12 protein-coding genes are annotated in these 17,594 nt (G+C 60.7%); 9 read left to right on the forward strand and 3 right to left on the reverse strand.

All coding sequences use genetic code 11. The features are described from left to right. Positions 1-72: 72 nt before the first annotated feature. Positions 73-1,332, reverse strand: a complete 1,260-nt coding sequence (gene speE, locus CPter91_RS05695) for a polyamine aminopropyltransferase (protein ID WP_061945877.1) — start codon at positions 1,330-1,332, stop codon at positions 73-75. A 274-nt stretch (positions 1,333-1,606) separates the two neighbouring features. Here speE and tkt point away from each other — a divergent pair, with 274 nt between their 5' ends. The 4 genes from tkt (at position 1,607) to CPter91_RS05715 (ending at position 5,723) form a co-directional block, all read left to right on the forward strand. Continuing rightward, positions 1,607-3,601 (forward strand): transketolase, encoded by a 1,995-nt coding sequence (gene tkt / locus CPter91_RS05700; RefSeq protein WP_061938115.1) that lies wholly within the window; start codon positions 1,607-1,609, stop codon positions 3,599-3,601. Then, complete coding sequence (locus tag CPter91_RS05705; protein WP_082792633.1) at positions 3,598-4,173, forward strand: GNAT family N-acetyltransferase; 576 nt, start codon at positions 3,598-3,600, stop codon at positions 4,171-4,173. Before tkt ends, CPter91_RS05705 begins: the two co-directional genes overlap by 4 nt. Before the next feature lie 60 nt (positions 4,174-4,233). Then, on the forward strand, positions 4,234-5,247 hold the full coding sequence (gene gap / locus CPter91_RS05710) for a type I glyceraldehyde-3-phosphate dehydrogenase (RefSeq protein WP_014007231.1): 1,014 nt from the start codon (positions 4,234-4,236) through the stop codon (positions 5,245-5,247). Positions 5,248-5,372: 125 nt separating this feature from the next. Then, positions 5,373-5,723, forward strand: a complete 351-nt coding sequence (locus CPter91_RS05715; protein WP_061938121.1) for a putative signal transducing protein — start codon at positions 5,373-5,375, stop codon at positions 5,721-5,723. A 16-nt stretch (positions 5,724-5,739) separates the two neighbouring features. Here the strand turns inward: CPter91_RS05715 and glnE are convergent, their stop codons facing one another. Further along, the gene (gene glnE, locus CPter91_RS05720) at positions 5,740-8,490 is read right to left on the reverse strand and encodes a bifunctional [glutamate--ammonia ligase]-adenylyl-L-tyrosine phosphorylase/[glutamate--ammonia-ligase] adenylyltransferase (protein ID WP_061938124.1); all 2,751 of its coding nucleotides are present in this window, start codon (positions 8,488-8,490) and stop codon (positions 5,740-5,742) included. Between the two features lie 309 nt (positions 8,491-8,799). On the opposite strand from glnE, the gene CPter91_RS05725 reads away from it, so the two are divergent. From CPter91_RS05725 to CPter91_RS05740, 4 genes are all read left to right on the forward strand, one after another. Beyond that, on the forward strand, positions 8,800-12,936 hold the full coding sequence (locus CPter91_RS05725) for a YhdP family protein (RefSeq protein ID WP_258577559.1): 4,137 nt from the start codon (positions 8,800-8,802) through the stop codon (positions 12,934-12,936). Positions 12,937-12,965: 29 nt separating this feature from the next. After that, positions 12,966-13,790, forward strand: a complete 825-nt coding sequence (locus tag CPter91_RS05730) for a carbon-nitrogen hydrolase family protein (protein ID WP_061938130.1) — start codon at positions 12,966-12,968, stop codon at positions 13,788-13,790. A gap of 158 nt (positions 13,791-13,948) precedes the next feature. Next, on the forward strand, positions 13,949-15,409 hold the full coding sequence (gene tldD, locus CPter91_RS05735) for a metalloprotease TldD (RefSeq protein WP_061938133.1): 1,461 nt from the start codon (positions 13,949-13,951) through the stop codon (positions 15,407-15,409). A gap of 17 nt (positions 15,410-15,426) precedes the next feature. After that, on the forward strand, positions 15,427-15,897 hold the full coding sequence (locus CPter91_RS05740; protein WP_236905939.1) for a GNAT family N-acetyltransferase: 471 nt from the start codon (positions 15,427-15,429) through the stop codon (positions 15,895-15,897). A gap of 55 nt (positions 15,898-15,952) precedes the next feature. On the opposite strand, the gene CPter91_RS05745 is transcribed toward CPter91_RS05740, so the two are convergent. Then, the gene (locus CPter91_RS05745) at positions 15,953-16,300 is read right to left on the reverse strand and encodes a VOC family protein (RefSeq protein ID WP_236905940.1); all 348 of its coding nucleotides are present in this window, start codon (positions 16,298-16,300) and stop codon (positions 15,953-15,955) included. Between the two features lie 218 nt (positions 16,301-16,518). On the opposite strand from CPter91_RS05745, the gene CPter91_RS05750 reads away from it, so the two are divergent. Further along, positions 16,519-17,541, forward strand: coding sequence for a cupin-like domain-containing protein (locus CPter91_RS05750; RefSeq protein ID WP_061938138.1), 1,023 nt, complete (start codon positions 16,519-16,521; stop codon positions 17,539-17,541). The last annotated feature ends 53 nt before the right edge of the window (positions 17,542-17,594 follow it).

Raw genomic sequence — 17,594 nt, forward strand, 5'->3', positions numbered from 1 at the left:
GGTTTGCTTCAAAAGACCGGTGGTTGGCAAAACGCTCTCCCTATCAGGTAACGATGAAATTCCAGCAACAAACTAAGCGCCCAGATTTTGCACGAAATTCGGCAAGGCGAATAGTGCCGGATGGACATTTTCGTTGTAGTACTGCAAATCAGCCAGTGCCCGCTCTTGCATGCGGATGCCGATGACCTTGCTATCCAGCTGGCGCGGATCAAGCGTATCGCTGGCTACCGCCATGCCCCACAGCGCGCCATACAGCGGCACATGGACGGTGTAAGGGCTGACCTGCCGGAACACCTCGCCGAGACGCCGGCGCAACTGGCCGAAGCGTTGCGGATGATGGAAGGGACTGCCGAGATGCATCACCAAGGCGCCGCCGGGAGCGAGCACGGTACGGCATGCCTGCAGGAATTCCTGGGTATAGCAGTCTGCCGCCAGCGTGCTGCCGTCGGCCGCTTGCGGATCGGTCAGGTCCAGCAGGATCAGGTCATACAGCTGATCTGCCAGCGGCGCCTGCGCTGCAGCCATGACAAAGGCAAAGCCGTCACGCGCAACGTGCTGTACCCGCGGATCATCCAGGGCGCCGCGGTGGATTTGCTGAAGGTGCGTGCGCGCCAACTGGATCACGAGGGGATCGATTTCGCACAGCGTGATGTGTTCGATTGACGGATGCTTGAGCAATTCCTCGCTGCTGCCGCCATCGCCGCCGCCGACAATTAGCGCCCGCCGCGGCTGCGGATGGCTGAGGGCGGCCGGATGCACCAGGCATTCGTGGTAGAAGAACTCGTCGCGTTCGGAGGTCATGAAGGCGCCGTCCAGCCGCATCACCTTGCCGAATTCGGCGGAGTCGGCGATTTCGATGCGCTGAAACGGCGATTCGGTCTGCACTAGCGGCGGCGCTAAAGCGGTGCCGTAGGCGCTATGAGGGGTCAACTGTTCCAGCGCCAGGGTCTGGCCGTTGGCGCCGTTGCCGCGCTGCAGACGCTGGGTCTGCCACCTGGTCGCGGCAAAGCCGGCGATCAGCGCCTGCAGCAGGCCGCTGGCCTTGGCGCTGTTGTCCTCTGTGAAATTGCAGACATACACATCCAGCGTTACTGCCTGGCGTTCGGGCCAGGTATGCACCGCCAGGTGCGACTCCGCCAGCAGCAGGGCGCAGGTGACGCCGGCGGCGCTGCCGTCGGCGGCTTGGAACGGGTGGAATTTTTCACCGACGATGGTGAGCCCGGCGCGCCGGGTCTGGGTCAGTACAAATTCCCGCAATAAGGCCGGGTCGAGCAGCAGGCCCGGAGCGCAGCGGCAGTCGTAGCAATCTGCCGTGAGATGTAAACCTTGCATGGTCTGTTCAATGAAAAAGAAGTCCGGAGGAATGAAATGGATATGAAAATGCCAATAAATCCACATAATCCATATCCGATGCGCTTGCTCGCCAGCGGCGTTGCGGCAGCATTTTACTGCCGCGGATGGGGAGAAATGCGCTGATTTGAACCGGTATCGACTGCATTTTGGTAAAATATCGGCCTTTGTGGCTGTTCTGGCAGCCGGCGCCCGCCGCTCCGGATGACTGACATGCACACTAACCAGTTTTCAACCGTTGCCTACCGCTCACACCATGACTTCCACACTTCCGACTACCAAGATGGCCAATGCAATCCGCGCACTGGCAATGGACGCTGTACAAAAAGCCAATTCCGGCCATCCCGGCATGCCGATGGGCATGGCGGAAATCGCAGTCGCCTTGTGGGCCAAGCACTACCGTCACAACCCGGCCAATCCGCACTGGTTCAACCGTGACCGTTTCGTCTTGTCGAATGGCCATGGCTCGATGCTGCAATATGCCTTGCTGCACCTGACCGGCTACGACCTGCCTATGGACGAGATCCGCAATTTCCGTCAGATGCATTCGAAGACGCCAGGCCATCCGGAAGTCGATGTCACACCAGGGATTGAAACCACTACCGGCCCGCTCGGCCAGGGCTTGACCAATGCGGTCGGCATGGCGCTGGCGGAAAAGCTGCTGGCGGCGGAATTCAACCGCGGCGAACTGGCGATTGTCGATCACTACACTTACACTTTCGTCGGCGACGGCTGCCTGATGGAAGGCATCTCGCACGAAGCCTGTTCGCTGGCCGGCACGCTGCGCCTGTCGAAGCTGATCGCGCTGTATGATGATAACGGTATCTCGATCGATGGCCATGTTGAAGGCTGGTTCAAGGACGACACCCCGAAGCGTTTCGAAGCCTACGGCTGGAACGTCATCCGCGCCGTCGACGGTCACAATGTGGAAGCCGTCAGCGCCGCCATCCATCAAGCCAAGCTGTCCGACAAGCCAACCCTGATCTGCTGCAAGACTGTGATCGGCAAGGGTTCGCCTAACCTGGCCGGCACCGACAAGGTGCACGGCGCAGCATTGGGCGACAAGGAAATCGCCGCCGTGCGTGAAGCGCTGGGCTGGACTTCCGCCCCGTTTGAAATCCCGGCCGACGTCTACGCGGCATGGGACGCCAAGCCGCAAGGCCAGCAATTCGAAGGCGACTGGAATGCCTTGTTTGCCGCTTACACCGCCGCGCATCCGCAGCAGGCAGCCGAATTCACCCGCCGCATGAAGGGTGAGCTGCCAGGCAATTTCGAGCAGACAGTGAGCGCATACATTGCCACTTGCGTCGAGAAAAAAGAAACCATCGCCACCCGCAAGGCCAGCCAGAATGCGATCCAGGCGCTGGCGCCGGTGCTGCCGGAATTCCTCGGCGGTTCGGCCGACCTGACCGGTTCCAACCTGACCAACTGGAAAGAAAGCGTGGCAGTGCGCGCTGACCAGCCGGGCAACCACATCAATTACGGCGTGCGCGAATTCGGCATGAGCGCGATGATGAACGGCATTGCCCTGCATGGCGGCTACATCCCGTTCGGCGCGACTTTCCTGACCTTCTCCGATTACAGCCGCAATGCCTTGCGCATGGCAGCGCTGATGAAGATCCGTTCGATCTTTGTCTTCACCCATGATTCCATCGGCCTGGGCGAAGATGGCCCGACCCACCAGTCGGTGGAACACGTTTCCAGCCTGCGCCTGATTCCGCAGCTGGATAACTGGCGTCCATGCGATACGGTTGAATCGGCCGTGGCATGGCAGCAGGCAGTGCAGCGCAAGCACGGTCCTAGCACTTTGATTTTCTCGCGCCAGAACCTGCAATACCAGGAACGCGATGCAGCGCAGATCGCCAATATCCAGCGCGGCGCCTATATCTTGAAAGATGCGCCTGACGCCAAGGCGATCCTGATCGCTACCGGTTCCGAAGTGGAGCTGGCGATGCAGGCAGCGGCAGCGCTGGCTCAGGAAGGCATCGCAGTGCGCGTGGTTTCTATGCCTTGCGCCGACGTCTTCGACCGCCAGGAAGGCGCCTACAAAGCCAGCGTGCTGCAACGCGGCTTGCCGCGCGTGGCGATCGAAGCCGGCGTGACGGCGTTCTGGCACAAATATGTCGGCCTGGAAGGCGCGGTGGTCGGTATCGACACTTTCGGCGAATCGGCCCCGGCTCCTGTGCTGTTCAAGCATTTCGGCTTCACCGTTGAAAACGTCGTGGCCAAGACCAAGCTGGTACTGGCATGAATCTGAGAGCTGCCAGAGCGATCCGCAAGATGGACATTGCCAACATTGTTGGCGATGTCGTCATCCGTCGCGCCACCGTCGACGATGCCGGGGTGATTGCGGCGGTGCGTATCGATAGCTGGCGCACCACTTATCGCGGCATCATTCCGGACGATTACCTGGACGGCATGAAGATCGAAGACAGCACAGCCATCTGGAGTCGCATCTTGTCGGCGACTTCGAACGCCGCCAATGTCTTCGTGGCCGAGGTCGACGGCGAGGTGCTGGGCTTCGCTGCCGGCATGACGCTGGCTGAATCCAAGCTTGGCTTCGACTCCGAGCTGTCGGCGATCTACCTGGAGCCTTCGGTGCAGCGCGCCGGCATCGGCCGTAAGCTGGTGGCCCATGTGGCTGCGGCACTGGCCAGCGCCGGCGCCAACAACATGCTGGTATGGGTGCTGGCGGATAACCGCCCGGCACGGCAGTTTTACGAAATGCTGGGCGCCGAGCTGCTGACCGAGCAGCCGTTCAACTGGGATGGGCTGGATTTGCAGGAAGCCGGCTATGGCTGGCGTACCATCAGAGTCAATTGAAACGTTCGTGATGAAGTTGCAACAAATTTATTGTTTTTGTTAATACCTTAGGAGAAAACCATGACTATCCGCGTCGCCATCAATGGCTATGGCCGTATCGGCCGCAACATCCTTCGCGCCCATTACGAAGGCGGCAAAAAGCATGACATCGAAATCGTCGCCATCAACGACCTCGGCGACTCGAAGACCAACGCTCACCTGACCCAGTACGATACTGCCCACGGCAAGTTCCCTGGCACAGTGACAGTCGACGGCGACTTCATCGTGGTCAATGGCGACCGCATCAAGGTCCTGGCGCAGCGTAACCCGGCAGAACTGCCATGGGGCGAGCTGGGCGTTGACGTCGTGCTGGAATGCACCGGCTTCTTCACCACCAAGGAAAAGGCCAGCGCGCATATCAAGGGCGGCGCCAAGAAAGTCATCATCTCCGCACCGGGCGGCAAGGATGTCGACGCTACCGTCGTGTTCGGCGTCAACCACGGCGTGCTGAAAGCCAGCGACACCGTGATCTCCAACGCTTCCTGCACCACCAACTGCCTGGCGCCGCTGGTCAAGCCGCTGAACGACAAGATCGGCGTGCTGAACGGCCTGATGACGACCGTCCACTCCTACACCAACGACCAGGTGCTGACAGACGTTTACCACGAAGACTTGCGCCGCGCCCGTTCCGCCACCATGAGCATGATTCCGGCCAAGACCGGTGCCGCTGCAGCGGTCGGCCTGGTGCTGCCTGAACTGAACGGCAAGTTGGACGGCTTTGCGATCCGCGTGCCGACCATCAACGTCTCGCTGGTCGACCTGTCGTTCGTCGCTGCCCGCGACACTACTGTCGACGAAGTCAACGCGATCATGAAAGATGCTTCGGAAAACGGCGCGCTGAAGGGCTTGCTGACGTATAACGTCGAGCCGCTGGTATCGGTCGATTTCAACCACAATCCTGCTTCCTCCAACTTCGATTCGACGCTGACCAAGGTTTCCGGCCGTCTGGTGAAGGTCTCGAGCTGGTACGACAATGAGTGGGGTTTCTCCAACCGCATGCTGGACACCACGGTTGCATTGGTGAACGCCAAGTAAGACCTTGCTTGCAGCTGCATGGTAAAAGCGCCCCGCTCATTAACTGAGCGGGGCGCTTTTCTTTTGGGAGCAATGCGCTATAGTAGGTCATGTTGCGAATAACCTAACCTGATCCGGGAGCCGGCATGACAGTCAGCGCAGATAGCCAGGGCGATTTCGAAACGATTGCCCGCTCGATGACGCCTTCCGATCTGGAAGTCATGCGGGCCTTGCTGGAGTCCGAGCGGATACCGGCGTTTGTGCTCGACGGCGGCATCACCCAGGTGTATTCGCTGCTGGCGGTGGCCACCGGCGGCGCGCGCCTGCAAGTGGCCTCCGAACATGTCGCAGTTGCCCGCCAGATCCTGGCGACCTTCGAGTCTGGGCAGCTGACGCTGGACGATGAAGTGATCGGCGAAGAGCGTCAGGCGGCGCCGGACAAGCGCAGGGGGCGTGCGCTTGTCCTCATGATCATGGGGTTTTTCGGGTTTGTCTGAATGCCTGCTTGCCGGATCAGATGATCTTGAACGTCTGCTCCCATAACTGCTTTACCATAGCGATTTCGCTAGCGATGCGGCTGGGCGCCACGCGCGCCCGTTCTTCTCCCTGCAAACGGCCCTGATGCTGCAGTTTGCGGAATGTCCGGTAAGCGTCGGCCACCGCGCTGGCCAGCGCCGCATCGATCAAGCCCAGTTCCCCACACAGTTTCAGCAGCGCGATGTTGCCGATATCGGCGGTCAGCTGCGGATAGTCGGCGGCATGGCGCAAGATCAGGAATTGCACCAGGAATTCGATATCGATCATGCCGCCGGCGTCATGCTTGAGATCGAAACGCTCGCTGCGATTGGGGTGGGCATCGCGCATCTTCTGGCGCATGTCCAGCACTTCGGCCTGCAGCTTGCCGGCATCGCGCACCTGGCGTAATACTTCCACGCGCAGGGTTTCAAAGCGCTCGCCGATGGCAGCGTCGCCGGCGCAGAAGCGGGCCCGGGTCAGGGCCTGGTGCTCCCACAGCCAGGCCGATTCGCGCTGGTATTTTTCAAACTTGCCGAACGACGACACCAGCAAGCCGCTGGCGCCATCGGGGCGCAGGGCAATGTCGATATCGAACAGGATGCCGGCCGAGGTATGGCTGGTCATCCAGGTGATGAAGCGCTGCGCCAGCTTGGCGTACAGGCCGGGGCCGTCCTGGTCTTCGTCGTCGTACAGGAACACCACGTCCAGGTCGGAGACATAGCCGAGTTCTTTGCCGCCCAGCTTGCCGTAGGCGATCACGGTGAACAGCGGAATCTCACGGTGGCGCGCCGGCATCATGTTCCAGATCGCCTGCACCGTGGCGGCCACCAGGGTATCCGCCAGGCTCGACAGATGATCGGCCAGCGCCTCGATGCTGAGCACACCCTCCAGGTCTTGCGCCAGCAGGCGGAACTGCTGGGCATGATGCATTTCGCGCAGCAAGTCCATCTGGCGCTCGGTGTCACCGGGCGCGGTTTCCAGCTGACGCCGGCATTCCAGGGCAAACGCCGGCCAGTCCGGCGCTGCGTTGAGGCTGCGCGGATCGAGCAGTTCGTCCAGCAGGATAGGATGCTGGGTCAGGTATTTGGCGGCCCAGTCGCTGGCGCTGATCATGCGGATCACGCGGTGCAGGGTAGCCGGATATTCGGTCAGCAGCGCCAGGTAGGCGGCGCGGCGAGCAATCGCTTCGAGAAAATCGAGCAGGCGGTTCAGGGTCGGAAGGTGGCGCTCCGGTTCAGGAATCGCCGCCACCACCGGCAACGCTGCATTGACCAACGCCAGCAGCCGGTTGCGGCTGCTGACCGGGAGGTTCTGCACGCGCGTCGATTGCCAGGTCGTCACCAGCCGCTGCGCTGCCGCCGAGGCGTCGGAAAAGCCGCAATGGGTGAGGACGATGGTGATGGTTTCGTGATTGTCGCTCTCACTCAGGGTGTGCAGCACATTGTCGGCGTCGTCCCAGTCCTGCCCGGCGCTGCGGTCCTGCTGCTTGTCGTTGAAGATATCGGCGAACTGGGCATCGACCAGTGTCCGGTGCTGGTCGAGCACCTGCATTAGGGCCGGCACATCGGCAAAGCCCATGGCCTGGGCGATGATCAGGCAATCCGCGTCATTGGTAGGAAAAGTATGGGTTTGCGCATCGTCCAGGTATTGCAGGCGGTGTTCCAGGTTGCGCAGGAAGTCGTAGGCGGCCAGCAGCTTGTCGACCACTTCGGCGTCGAGCAGGTTCTTGCAAGCCAGGGTGCGCAGCGTGGCGCGGGTCGAGCGGTCACGCAGCTCGCTGTCGCGGCCGCCGCGGATCAGCTGGAATACCTGCGCCAGGAATTCGATCTCGCGAATGCCGCCGCGGCCCAGCTTGACGTTGTTGCTGCGTTCCGGATGCAGCGCTTCCAGGCGTTTCACCTCGGTATGGATCTGCGCGTGCATGGAGCGCATGGCGTCGATCGAACCGTAGTCGAGATAGCGGCGGAATACGAACGGGCGGCTGATATTGGCTAGCGCGGCGATGTCTTCCGTACGGCCGGTAAGGGCGCGCGCCTTGCACCAGGCGTAGCGCTCCCATTCACGGCCCTGGGTCACCAGATAGGTTTCCACCATATTGAAATTGGCCACCAGCGGCCCCGAGGCGCCGTTAGGGCGCAGGGCCATGTCGACCCGGAAGGTGAAGCCGTCTTCGGTGATTTCGGAGAGGGCGCCGATCAGTTTCTTGCCCAGCCGGGTGAAGAACTCGTGATTTGACAAGCTGCGCTGTTCCGCATTGGCCGGCTGGGTGTCGCCATCTTCCGGATAGGCGAAGATCAGGTCGATATCGGACGAAACGTTGAGCTCGCAGCCGCCCAGCTTGCCCATGCCGAGCACGATCAGTTCCTGCGGCTGGCCCGACTCTTCGCCCTGCGGCACGCCGTGCAGCGCCACCATGTCGGCAGTCAGCGCCGCCAGGTGGGTCTGCACTGCAAATTCGGCGAAATGCGTGACCGCGCTGACCACTTCATCGAGGTCGGCGCGGCCGTCTAGATCGCGTTCAATCAGCGTGCATACCAGCAGGTTGCGCAGGCGCCGCATGGCGCGCGGTAACGGCATGCCGGAATCTGTTTCATTTTGTAACAACTGCTTTAGCAGCGCGGGGCTGAGGGTTAACCTTGCGGCTGAGGCCGCCAGCTGGGCAACCCGCTCGGCGCGTCCGGCTTCGGCATTGATCCAGCGCGTATAGAAGCGGGAGGCGGCGGTGCTGCTGATGAGGGATGGAGTCACGGTTCTGAAGGTTAATTGAAGCGAAATGGAAGAAAATCGGCGTCTATAGTGCGCCTTTTTGTTTCTTGGCACTGATCCATGCGAACATATGGGCTGGCAGCTTGTCGAACCTAAACAGCAACATGCGCAGCTTGCCGCACTGGAATCAATCAGATGCTGTCATCTTATTCTACCTTGAGCTCTCTATTTTACCGATTCTGATTGATGTTGGAACAACAACCAAATTTACCGCCGCCAGCTAGCCGACTTGCCGTCTGCTGGCGCGCCGGAATTGCCACTTACAAGCACGTAAACATAGTAACGCACCACTTGCTGGGCGCCTTGCTGAAGTTGCTGATCGTGGCGTACTTCCTGTTTTGCGGGCTGTTTCTGGGTTTGCGCTATGTAGTGCTGCCGAATATTGGCTACTACAAGGCGGAAGTCGAGCAAATCGCCAGCAAGGCCGTGGGCAATCCGATCGTTATCGGCGCGTTGCAAGCCTCCTGGCATGGTTTGCAACCGCACCTGACATTAGATAACGTTGTAATTCACGATAAAAGCGGCCAGGCGGCGCTGACCTTGCCGCAAGTCGCCGCCACCATTTCCTGGCGTTCGCTGCTGGTGGGCAGCGTCAGGCTGGCGGCGCTGGAAATCGACCGGCCGAACCTGCAGATCGAACGCGATGCGCAGGGCAATCTGTTCGTCGGCGGCATCCTGGTCAACTCCAAGGAAAAAAATGACGGCGCCGGCGCCGAATGGCTGCTGGCGCAGCACCGCATCGTCATCCGCAATGGCCAGTTGCGCTGGCGCGACGATCTGCGCAAGGCGCCTGAACTGACCCTGACCAATATCGATCTGGTGCTGCAGAACCGCTGGCGCCGCCATCAGCTGTCGGTGCGGGCGACGCCGCCGGCAGCGTTTGCCGCGCCGCTGGATGTGCGAGCGAATTTCGTCCATCCGGTCTTCGCGCAGAAAACCGCCGACGTCAAGCGCTGGACCGGGACGCTGTATGCCAACCTGCACGATATCGATCTGGCGGTCTGGAAAGATTATTTCGCTTATTTTGATTTCCCGCTGGAACTGACGCAAGGCAAGGGAACGCTGCAAGCCTGGCTCGATCTCGACCACGCCAAGGTGCGCAACTTTACCGCGGATCTGCAACTGAGCAATCTGTCGATGAAGCTGCGGAGTGACCTCGAGCCGCTGGCGCTGGAAAATGTCAGCGGCCGCGTATCCGCGCACGAAGTGCTGGGGCCAGTGCCGCAAAACGATGCGCCGACCTTTGGCGCCAACGGCCATGCGGTCGAACTCACGGACTTTTCCCTGAAGACGGCAGACGGCCTGATGCTGCCGCGCACCACCATCAGTGAATCCTACACGCCGGCACAGGGCAAACTGGCGGAAAAATACACTCTGCAGGCCAAGGCCCTGGACTTGCAGACCCTGGCCAGCTTTGCCCAGCGGCTGCCGCTGACGGCGCCGCAGATCAAGATGATCGACGACTTTGCCCCGCGCGGCCAGTTGCGCGATTTTTCCGCGCAATGGCAAGGTGCGTATCCCGCCATCACTGCCTACACTGCGAAAGGCAGCTTCGAGGGCCTCACCATCAATCCGCAGTTGCCGCGCCCGGCCCAGCCAAAGACCGCCAGCCAGCCTGCCATGGCTGCGGTACCCGCCATTCCCGGCGTCGATAACCTGAGCGGCAGCATCAATGCCAGCCAGGATGGCGGCAGCATCCATCTGGCCTCGGAAAAGATGCAGTTGAACCTGCCCGGATTTTTCGAGGACCCCTTGCTGCCGTTCGACAAGCTGGATATGCAGGCCAGCTGGGTCTTCCAGCAAAAAAATCTGCTGCTGAAAATCGACAGCATGAATTTCCTTCAGGACGGCGTGGCCGGCACGTTATCGGGCAGCCAGCTGTTGCCTTTGCAAGACCGGCATGGCGTCGCACTGGGGGTGATCGACATGAACGCTACCCTGAGCGAATTTGACCTCAAGAAAATCGGCCGCTATCTGCCTATCCACACGCCGGAACACTTGCACGACTGGCTGGTCGGCGCCCTCAAGGAGGGCAGCGCGAAAGACGTCGCCATCAAGATCAAGGGCGACCTGGCCGATTTTCCATTTCGCACCGACACGCCGAACGCCAAGCCGAAGGGCGAATTCAGTGTTGCCGGCAAAATTGTCAACGGCACGCTGGAATATGAACCTGGCCATTTCGGCCAGGACGGCAAGCAACCCTTGTGGCCTTTGCTGGAAAACATAGACGGTACTTTTTCCCTGGAACGTACGCGCTTGCAGATCAAGGCCGTCAGCGCCAAGACGTCGGCGGTCGGCGTCAGCGACGTCACCGCCACGGTGCCGGATCTGTCGTCGCATGACGAGATGCTGCTGATCGACGGCAATGCCGCCGGCGCCCTGCAGGACTTCCTGCAGTTCACCAACAACAGCCCGGTGCTGCACTGGATCGATGGCTTCACCAGCGAATCGCAGGGCAAGGGCAATGCCAAGCTGCAGCTGAACCTGCAGATACCGCTGTCGCATGCGCTCGATACCAAGGTCACCGGCGTCCTCCAGTTCCTGAACAACGACGTGGTCCTGCAAAAAATCATTCCTCCTATCGCCAATGCCACAGGCAAGCTTGAGTTCAATGAAAAGGGCTTTAACCTGAACGGCATCAAGGGCAACCTGCTGGGCGGCCCGGTGCAGGCCAGCGGCGGCACGCAGCCGGATCACCAGACCGTGATCAAGATCGACGGCACTGCCGGCATCGACGGCTTGCGCGCCATGTATCCCTATCCGGCGATGCAAAAACTGCTGTCGCATGCCAACGGCAACACGCGCTACAACGCTACCGTGGCGATTCGCGAGCATCATCCGGAACTGCTGATCGAATCCAGCATGCAAGGCATCGCCCTGGATTTCCCGGAACCGCTGCGCAAGAGCGTCAATGAAGCGATGCCGCTGAAATTCGAGTGGCTGGGGGTTGCTTCCGACGATGCCGCGATCGTTCGCGATGAGCTCAGGCTGGCGCTGGGGTCCGGCATTGTTGCCCGCTATCAGCGGCAAAAGCCGGTCGTCAAGGCTGAAAACAAGGCTGAAAATGGCAGCGTCAATAATGGCGCTGCGCTGGTAAGCAAGGCGGCCGACTGGAGAGTGGTGCGCGGCGGCATCGGCATCAACACGCCTGCGCCGGAGCCGGACAGCGGGTTGGCGATCAACATCAATGCCAAGACCTTGAACGTCGATGCCTGGAACAACCTGACCAGCAGCCTTGGCGACAGCAGCGCCGCCAAGGCCGGCGAGGAATCACCAATGGCCGGCGTGGTGCAATATGCCGAGCCGAACCTGGTGTCGGTGCGCGCCAACCAGCTGGTGTTGCTGGGCAAGACGCTGGATAACGTTGTCGTGGGCGCCTCGCACCAGAAGAACATCTGGCAGGTCAACGTCGATTCCAAGCAGGCCTCCGGCTATGTCACCTGGAGCGCATCGCCCAGCGGCCACGGCCTCGGCAAGGTGACTGCGCGTTTGTCGTCGCTGATCATTCCGCAGGGTGGGGAAACGGATGTGGGCGAGGTGCTGGAGGGGAAGGGCGGATCCACCCAGATTCCCGGGCTGGACATCATCGCCGACGATTTCCAGCTGCTTGGCAAGAAGCTGGGACGGCTGGAGCTGAGCGCCAACAATGTGCGCGCCGCGGTCGGCAGCGAGTGGCGCATCCATAAGCTGTCGATCAAGAATCCGGATGCGGAATTGAAGGCCGACGGCAAATGGACTACGGTCGATGGCGACAACACCACCAGCCTGACCTACGCCATGGATATCGCCGACGCCGGCAAGCTGCTCGATCGTTTCGGCTTCGCCCATGTGCTGCGCGCCACCAAGGGCCGCATGGATGGCGAGGTCAGCTGGAAAGGCCTGCCGTTCACCATGGACATCCCGTCGCTGTCGGGCCAGGTCAACCTCGACATGGCTGCCGGCCAGTTTCTGAAAGTCGATCCTGGCGCAGCCAAGCTGCTGGGCGTGCTCAGCCTGCAATCCCTGCCGCGCCGTCTGACGCTGGATTTCCGCGACATCTTCTCCGACGGTTTCGCCTTCGACAGCGTGGTCGGAACGGCGACCATCGCACAAGGCAAGGCGCATACCGACAACTTCAAGATGCGCGGCGTCAGCGCCACCGTATTGATGGATGGCGTCGCCGATATTGCGCGTGAAACCCAGGACCTGCATGTGGCGGTGCTGCCGGAGATCAATGCCGGCACGGCCTCGGTGGTGGCGCTGGCGATCAATCCGGTGGTTGGCATCGGCACTTTCCTGGCGCAGCTGTTCCTGCGCGACCCGCTGATGCGGGCTTTTACCTTTGAATATAATATTACCGGCGGCTGGACCGATCCGGTGGTGACCAAGCTTGATCACAAGACCGAGACGCCGACCGCGAGCAATCCCGATCTGTCGTCCGGCCGCTAATCAGTGCCTCAGCATAGGAGTTCGGCATCATGAGCCTGCAGATACCCAGTTCAGCCAGTTTCAACGTCGCCGCGATCCAGATGGTGTCGACCCCGGTGCTGGAAGAAAATTTCAACACCGCGCGCCGCCTGGTGGCCGAAGCCGCAGGCCAGGGCGCGCAGCTGGTGCTGCTGCCCGAATACTGGCCGATCATGGGCATGGTGGACACCGACAAGCTGACCTGCGCCGAAATCCTGGGCGAAGGGCCGATCCAGACTTTCATGGCGCAACTGGCGAAAGAATACGGTATCTGGCTGATCGGCGGCACCTTGCCGATGATCGCCGGCGAGGTCGGCAAGGTGCTCAACACCACCTTGGTCTATGATCCCGCCGGCCACCAGGTCAGCCGCTACGACAAAATCCACCTGTTCAGCTTCAGCAAGGGCGAAGAGTCCTACGACGAGGCGCGCACCATCGTCTACGGCAAGGAGACCGGCAGTTTCCAGGCGCCGTTCGGCAAGGTCGGCTTGTCGGTCTGCTACGACCTGCGTTTTCCCGAGCTGTACCGGGCGCTGGGCGATTGCGCCCTGATCGTGGTGCCGGCGGCGTTTACCTACACCACCGGCAAAGCACACTGGGAAATCCTGTTGCGCGCCCGCGCCGTCGAAAACCAGTGCTATGTGCTGGCGGCGGCGCAAGGCGGCAAGCATCCCAACGGCCGCCGCACCTGGGGCCACAGCATGCTGATCGACCCTTGGGGCGAAATTAAATCGGTGCTGGCCGAAGGCGAGGGCCTTGTCAGCGGCAGTATCGACCCCCATTTCCTTAAAGGAGTGCGGGATAGTTTGCCGGCGTTGCTGCATCGCAAATTGTAGGGTGGGCATCTTGCCCACGCGTGAACTCACTCCATCTACATGCACGTTTTTGCAGCTGTGCTCCGATTATCGCAGTCACGCGTGGGCACAGGTGCCCACACCCTGCAGCCGGATGCTCTACAATCCGTACTAACACCACTGTCTATTGCCGGAATTATATGAAACCATTCGAACCAAACCTGGGCACTTTAGCCATTGCACGCGATATCCTGCTGACCCCGTTCGGGCTGGACGAATCGGGCTTGCTGAAAGCGCTGGGGACCATGTTCACCCACAAGGTCGATTATGCCGATCTCTACTTCCAGTTCACCAAGAGCGAAGGCTGGAGTTTGGAAGAGGGCATCGTCAAGACCGGCAGTTTCTCTATCGACCAGGGCGTCGGCGTACGTGCGATTTCCGGTGACAAAACGGCGTTTTCCTATTCCGATGAAATTTCCGAACGTGCGCTGCATGACGCTGCCGTAGCGACGCGCACCATTGCGCGCCAGGGCGCGGGCAAGATCAAGATCGCCGCCGGCATGCAGCAAAGCGGTGGCCGTTCGCTGTATCTGCCGAACGATCCGCTGGTGTCGCTGGACGCCACCGACAAGGTCAAGTTGCTGGAACGGGTAGAGCGCATGGCGCGCGCCAAGGACCCGCGCGTGGTGCAGGTCATGGCCGGCCTGGCCGCCGAATACGATGTGGTGCTGGTGGCGCGCAGCGACGGTGTCATCGCCGCCGATATCCGGCCCTTGGTGCGGCTGTCGGTGACCGTCATTGTTGAACAGAACGGTCGCCGCGAAACCGGTAGCAGCGGCGGTGGCGGCCGCTATAGCTACGGCTATTTCAGCGATGCCTTGATCGAGCAATATGCCGCGGATGCAGTTTCCTCGGCGCTGGTCAACCTGGATGCACGTCCTGCGCCGGCCGGTCCGATGACCGTGGTGCTCGGCCCTGGCTGGCCAGGCATCCTGTTGCACGAAGCGATCGGCCACGGCCTCGAAGGCGATTTCAACCGAAAAGGGTCGAGCACGTTCTCCGGCCGCATCGGCGAGCGCGTCGCCGCCAAGGGCGTCACCGTGGTCGATGACGGCACCCTTGCCGACCGCCGCGGTTCGCTGAACATCGACGACGAAGGCAATCCTAGCCAGTGCACCACACTGATCGAAGACGGCATCCTGAAGGGTTATATCCAGGACACCATGAACGCGCGCCTGATGAAAATGCCGGTCACCGGCAATGCGCGCCGCGAATCGTTCGCCCACCTGCCGATGCCGCGCATGACCAATACTTACATGCTGGCCGGCGACAAGGATCCGGCGGAAATCCTCGCGTCGGTGAAAAACGGCTTGTACGCAGTCAATTTCGGCGGCGGCCAGGTCGATATCACTAACGGCAAGTTCGTGTTCTCGGCCAGCGAAGCCTACATGATCGAAAACGGCAAGGTCACCTATCCGGTCAAGGGGGCGACCCTGATCGGCAATGGTCCCGATGTTTTGAACCGGGTTTCCATGATCGGCAACGACATGCAGCTCGATCCGGGCGTCGGCGTGTGCGGCAAGGAAGGCCAGAGCGTCCCGGTCGGCGTCGGCCAGCCGACCTTGCGCATCGATGGCGTGACCGTCGGCGGCACCGCTTAAAGGCTATGGCAGAAGCAATGATGATGGCATGGCGCTGGTTGCCATTCCAGGAGCTGAGCACTGTGCAACTGTATGTAGCGATGCAGTTGCGGCAGCGCGTATTCGTGCTGGAACAGACCTGCGTATTCCAGGATGCCGACGGTATCGACCTGCATTCCTGGCACGGCCTGGGTTATCTGCCGAACGGTGAACTGGGTGCGTATGCGCGCATCGTACCGCCGGGGAAGGCGTTCCACTTGCCGTCGATCGGGCGCGTGGTGACGGCGCCGGAATTGCGCGGCAAAAGCGCCGGCCATGAACTGATGCAGCAGGCGATGGCGCAAACCGCAAGGTTGTTTCCTGGACAGGATGTCAAGATCGGCGCGCAAGCGCACTTGCAGCGCTTCTATGCACGTTTCGGTTTCGCGCCGGTGGGTGAGTTGTATGACGAAGACGGTATTTCACATATCCACATGATTGCGGCGCCCGCTGCCGCAATCAAGCAATGAAATGAGGCAGGCTTTCTGTCGGCATTGATGTAGCTTGTCTGAGACGGATGGGGCTTCAGGTTCCCCGATCCGGTTCCAGTAACTCGATGCGGTTGCCAAACGGGTCTTCCGTAAAAATCCTGGTAAAGCCGGCAATCGGCGTGTCAGGTTTGACGTTGTGGCCGGCCTCGGTCGGGGCGGCAATCAGCGGCGCCAGCTTGTCCACCACTAGTCCAGGATGCGCTTTGCGCGCCGGCCGGAATTCCTTTTCCACGCCCAGGTGCAATTGCACCGCGCCACACAAAAACCATACGCCGCCCCGGGCGGCCAGGTCCGTAGGTTTTGGCAGTTCGACCAGCCCTAGAATATCGCCGTAAAAACGGCGCGCGGCGTCTTCATGGGCGGCAGGCATCGCCAGCTGCACGTGGTCTATTCCGACATTGCATCCTCACTATTAGGTTTGCATTTCCATACAGGTGCCATCTTATCATTGCCGCCGACATGGCATTGGTGCGCATGGATAGTGTTCATGCGGCTCCGGGCATGCATTGAATTTTCAGCTCCGCCCTGCCAAATTGCGCCGGAATCGGGTTATCCTGAGCGGCCAGATCGATGCAGTCCGTTCAACCAAGAGGATGCTGAATGAGTCATGAATTGCCGTCCATTCCCGAACGCTTCAATGTCGATGACATGACGTTCATGGAAGAAATCGCCGCGCAATACCAGCCTGTCGTCTTGCGCGGTTATGTAAAGCATTGGCCGGCGGTGAAATTGGCGCAGACCTCGGCAGAAGCGATCTGCACTTACCTGAAAAAGCTGGATAACGGCAGCGACGTCGACGCCATCATGACGCGGCCGGAAGCCAAGGGCCGCATCTTCTACGATGAAACTATGGACGGTTTTAACTACCTGCGCAACCGTCTGCCGGTCTCTGCGATCCTGGATCAGCTGATGCGTTATCGCGGCTTCCCCAATCCTCCCGCGGTCGCCGCGCAAAGCGCGCTGATCGCCAATTGCCTGCCGGGTTTCCTGGACGAGAATAAATTGTCGCTGCTTGGGCCCGAGGTCATCCCGCGCATATGGATAGGCAATGCGGTCACCACCCCGGCGCATTTCGACGATGCCCACAATATCGCCTGCGTAGTCAGCGGCAAGCGCCGCTTCACCTTGTTTCCACCGGAGCAGATCGGCAACCTGTATATCGGGCCGGTGGATTTCGCGCCGACCGGCGCGCCGATCAGCATGGTGTCGCTGAAGGAACCGGACTTCGCCAGGTATCCGAAATTCAAGGATGCGCTGGCGGCGGCACAGGTCGCCGAACTAGAAGCCGGCGATGCGCTCTACATACCGCCGCTGTGGTGGCATCACGTCGAGTCGCTGCAAAGCTGCAATATCCTCGTCAATTACTGGTGGGGCGGGGCGGTCGGCACTGCCGATTCGATGCATTCCGGCTTTGACAGCCTGATGCTGGCGCTGCTCAACCTGAAGCGCCGCGCACCGGCCTACCGCCAGGCTTGGGCCGCTGTTTTTAACCATTATGTGTTTGACGAGAACGACGACGTGGCCACCCATATTCCGCCGCATCGGCATGGGATCCTGGGAAACATGTCGGCCGAACAAGAGCAGCAGGTGAGGAATTATCTGGCGAACAAGCTGAAAGGCTAGTACGTGGCTCCACGATAGATGCGTTATCCCCGCCTTGCGGTGTTGCATTCAAT

This window comes from Collimonas pratensis, assembly GCF_001584185.1.
Taxonomy (GTDB): domain Bacteria; phylum Pseudomonadota; class Gammaproteobacteria; order Burkholderiales; family Burkholderiaceae_D; genus Collimonas; species Collimonas pratensis.

Bases quoted from the DNA above. Each gene is read 5' to 3' on its own strand.
- speE (WP_061945877.1), bottom strand. From the start codon at position 1,332: ATGCAAGGTTTACATCTCACGGCAGATTGCTACGACTGCCGCTGCGCT.
- tkt (WP_061938115.1), top strand. From the start codon at position 1,607: ATGACTTCCACACTTCCGACTACCAAGATGGCCAATGCAATCCGCGCA.
- CPter91_RS05705 (WP_082792633.1), top strand. From the start codon at position 3,598: ATGAATCTGAGAGCTGCCAGAGCGATCCGCAAGATGGACATTGCCAAC.
- gap (WP_014007231.1), top strand. From the start codon at position 4,234: ATGACTATCCGCGTCGCCATCAATGGCTATGGCCGTATCGGCCGCAAC.
- CPter91_RS05715 (WP_061938121.1), top strand. From the start codon at position 5,373: ATGACAGTCAGCGCAGATAGCCAGGGCGATTTCGAAACGATTGCCCGC.
- CPter91_RS05730 (WP_061938130.1), top strand. From the start codon at position 12,966: ATGAGCCTGCAGATACCCAGTTCAGCCAGTTTCAACGTCGCCGCGATC.
- tldD (WP_061938133.1), top strand. From the start codon at position 13,949: ATGAAACCATTCGAACCAAACCTGGGCACTTTAGCCATTGCACGCGAT.
- CPter91_RS05740 (WP_236905939.1), top strand. From the start codon at position 15,427: ATGATGATGGCATGGCGCTGGTTGCCATTCCAGGAGCTGAGCACTGTG.
- CPter91_RS05750 (WP_061938138.1), top strand. From the start codon at position 16,519: ATGAGTCATGAATTGCCGTCCATTCCCGAACGCTTCAATGTCGATGAC.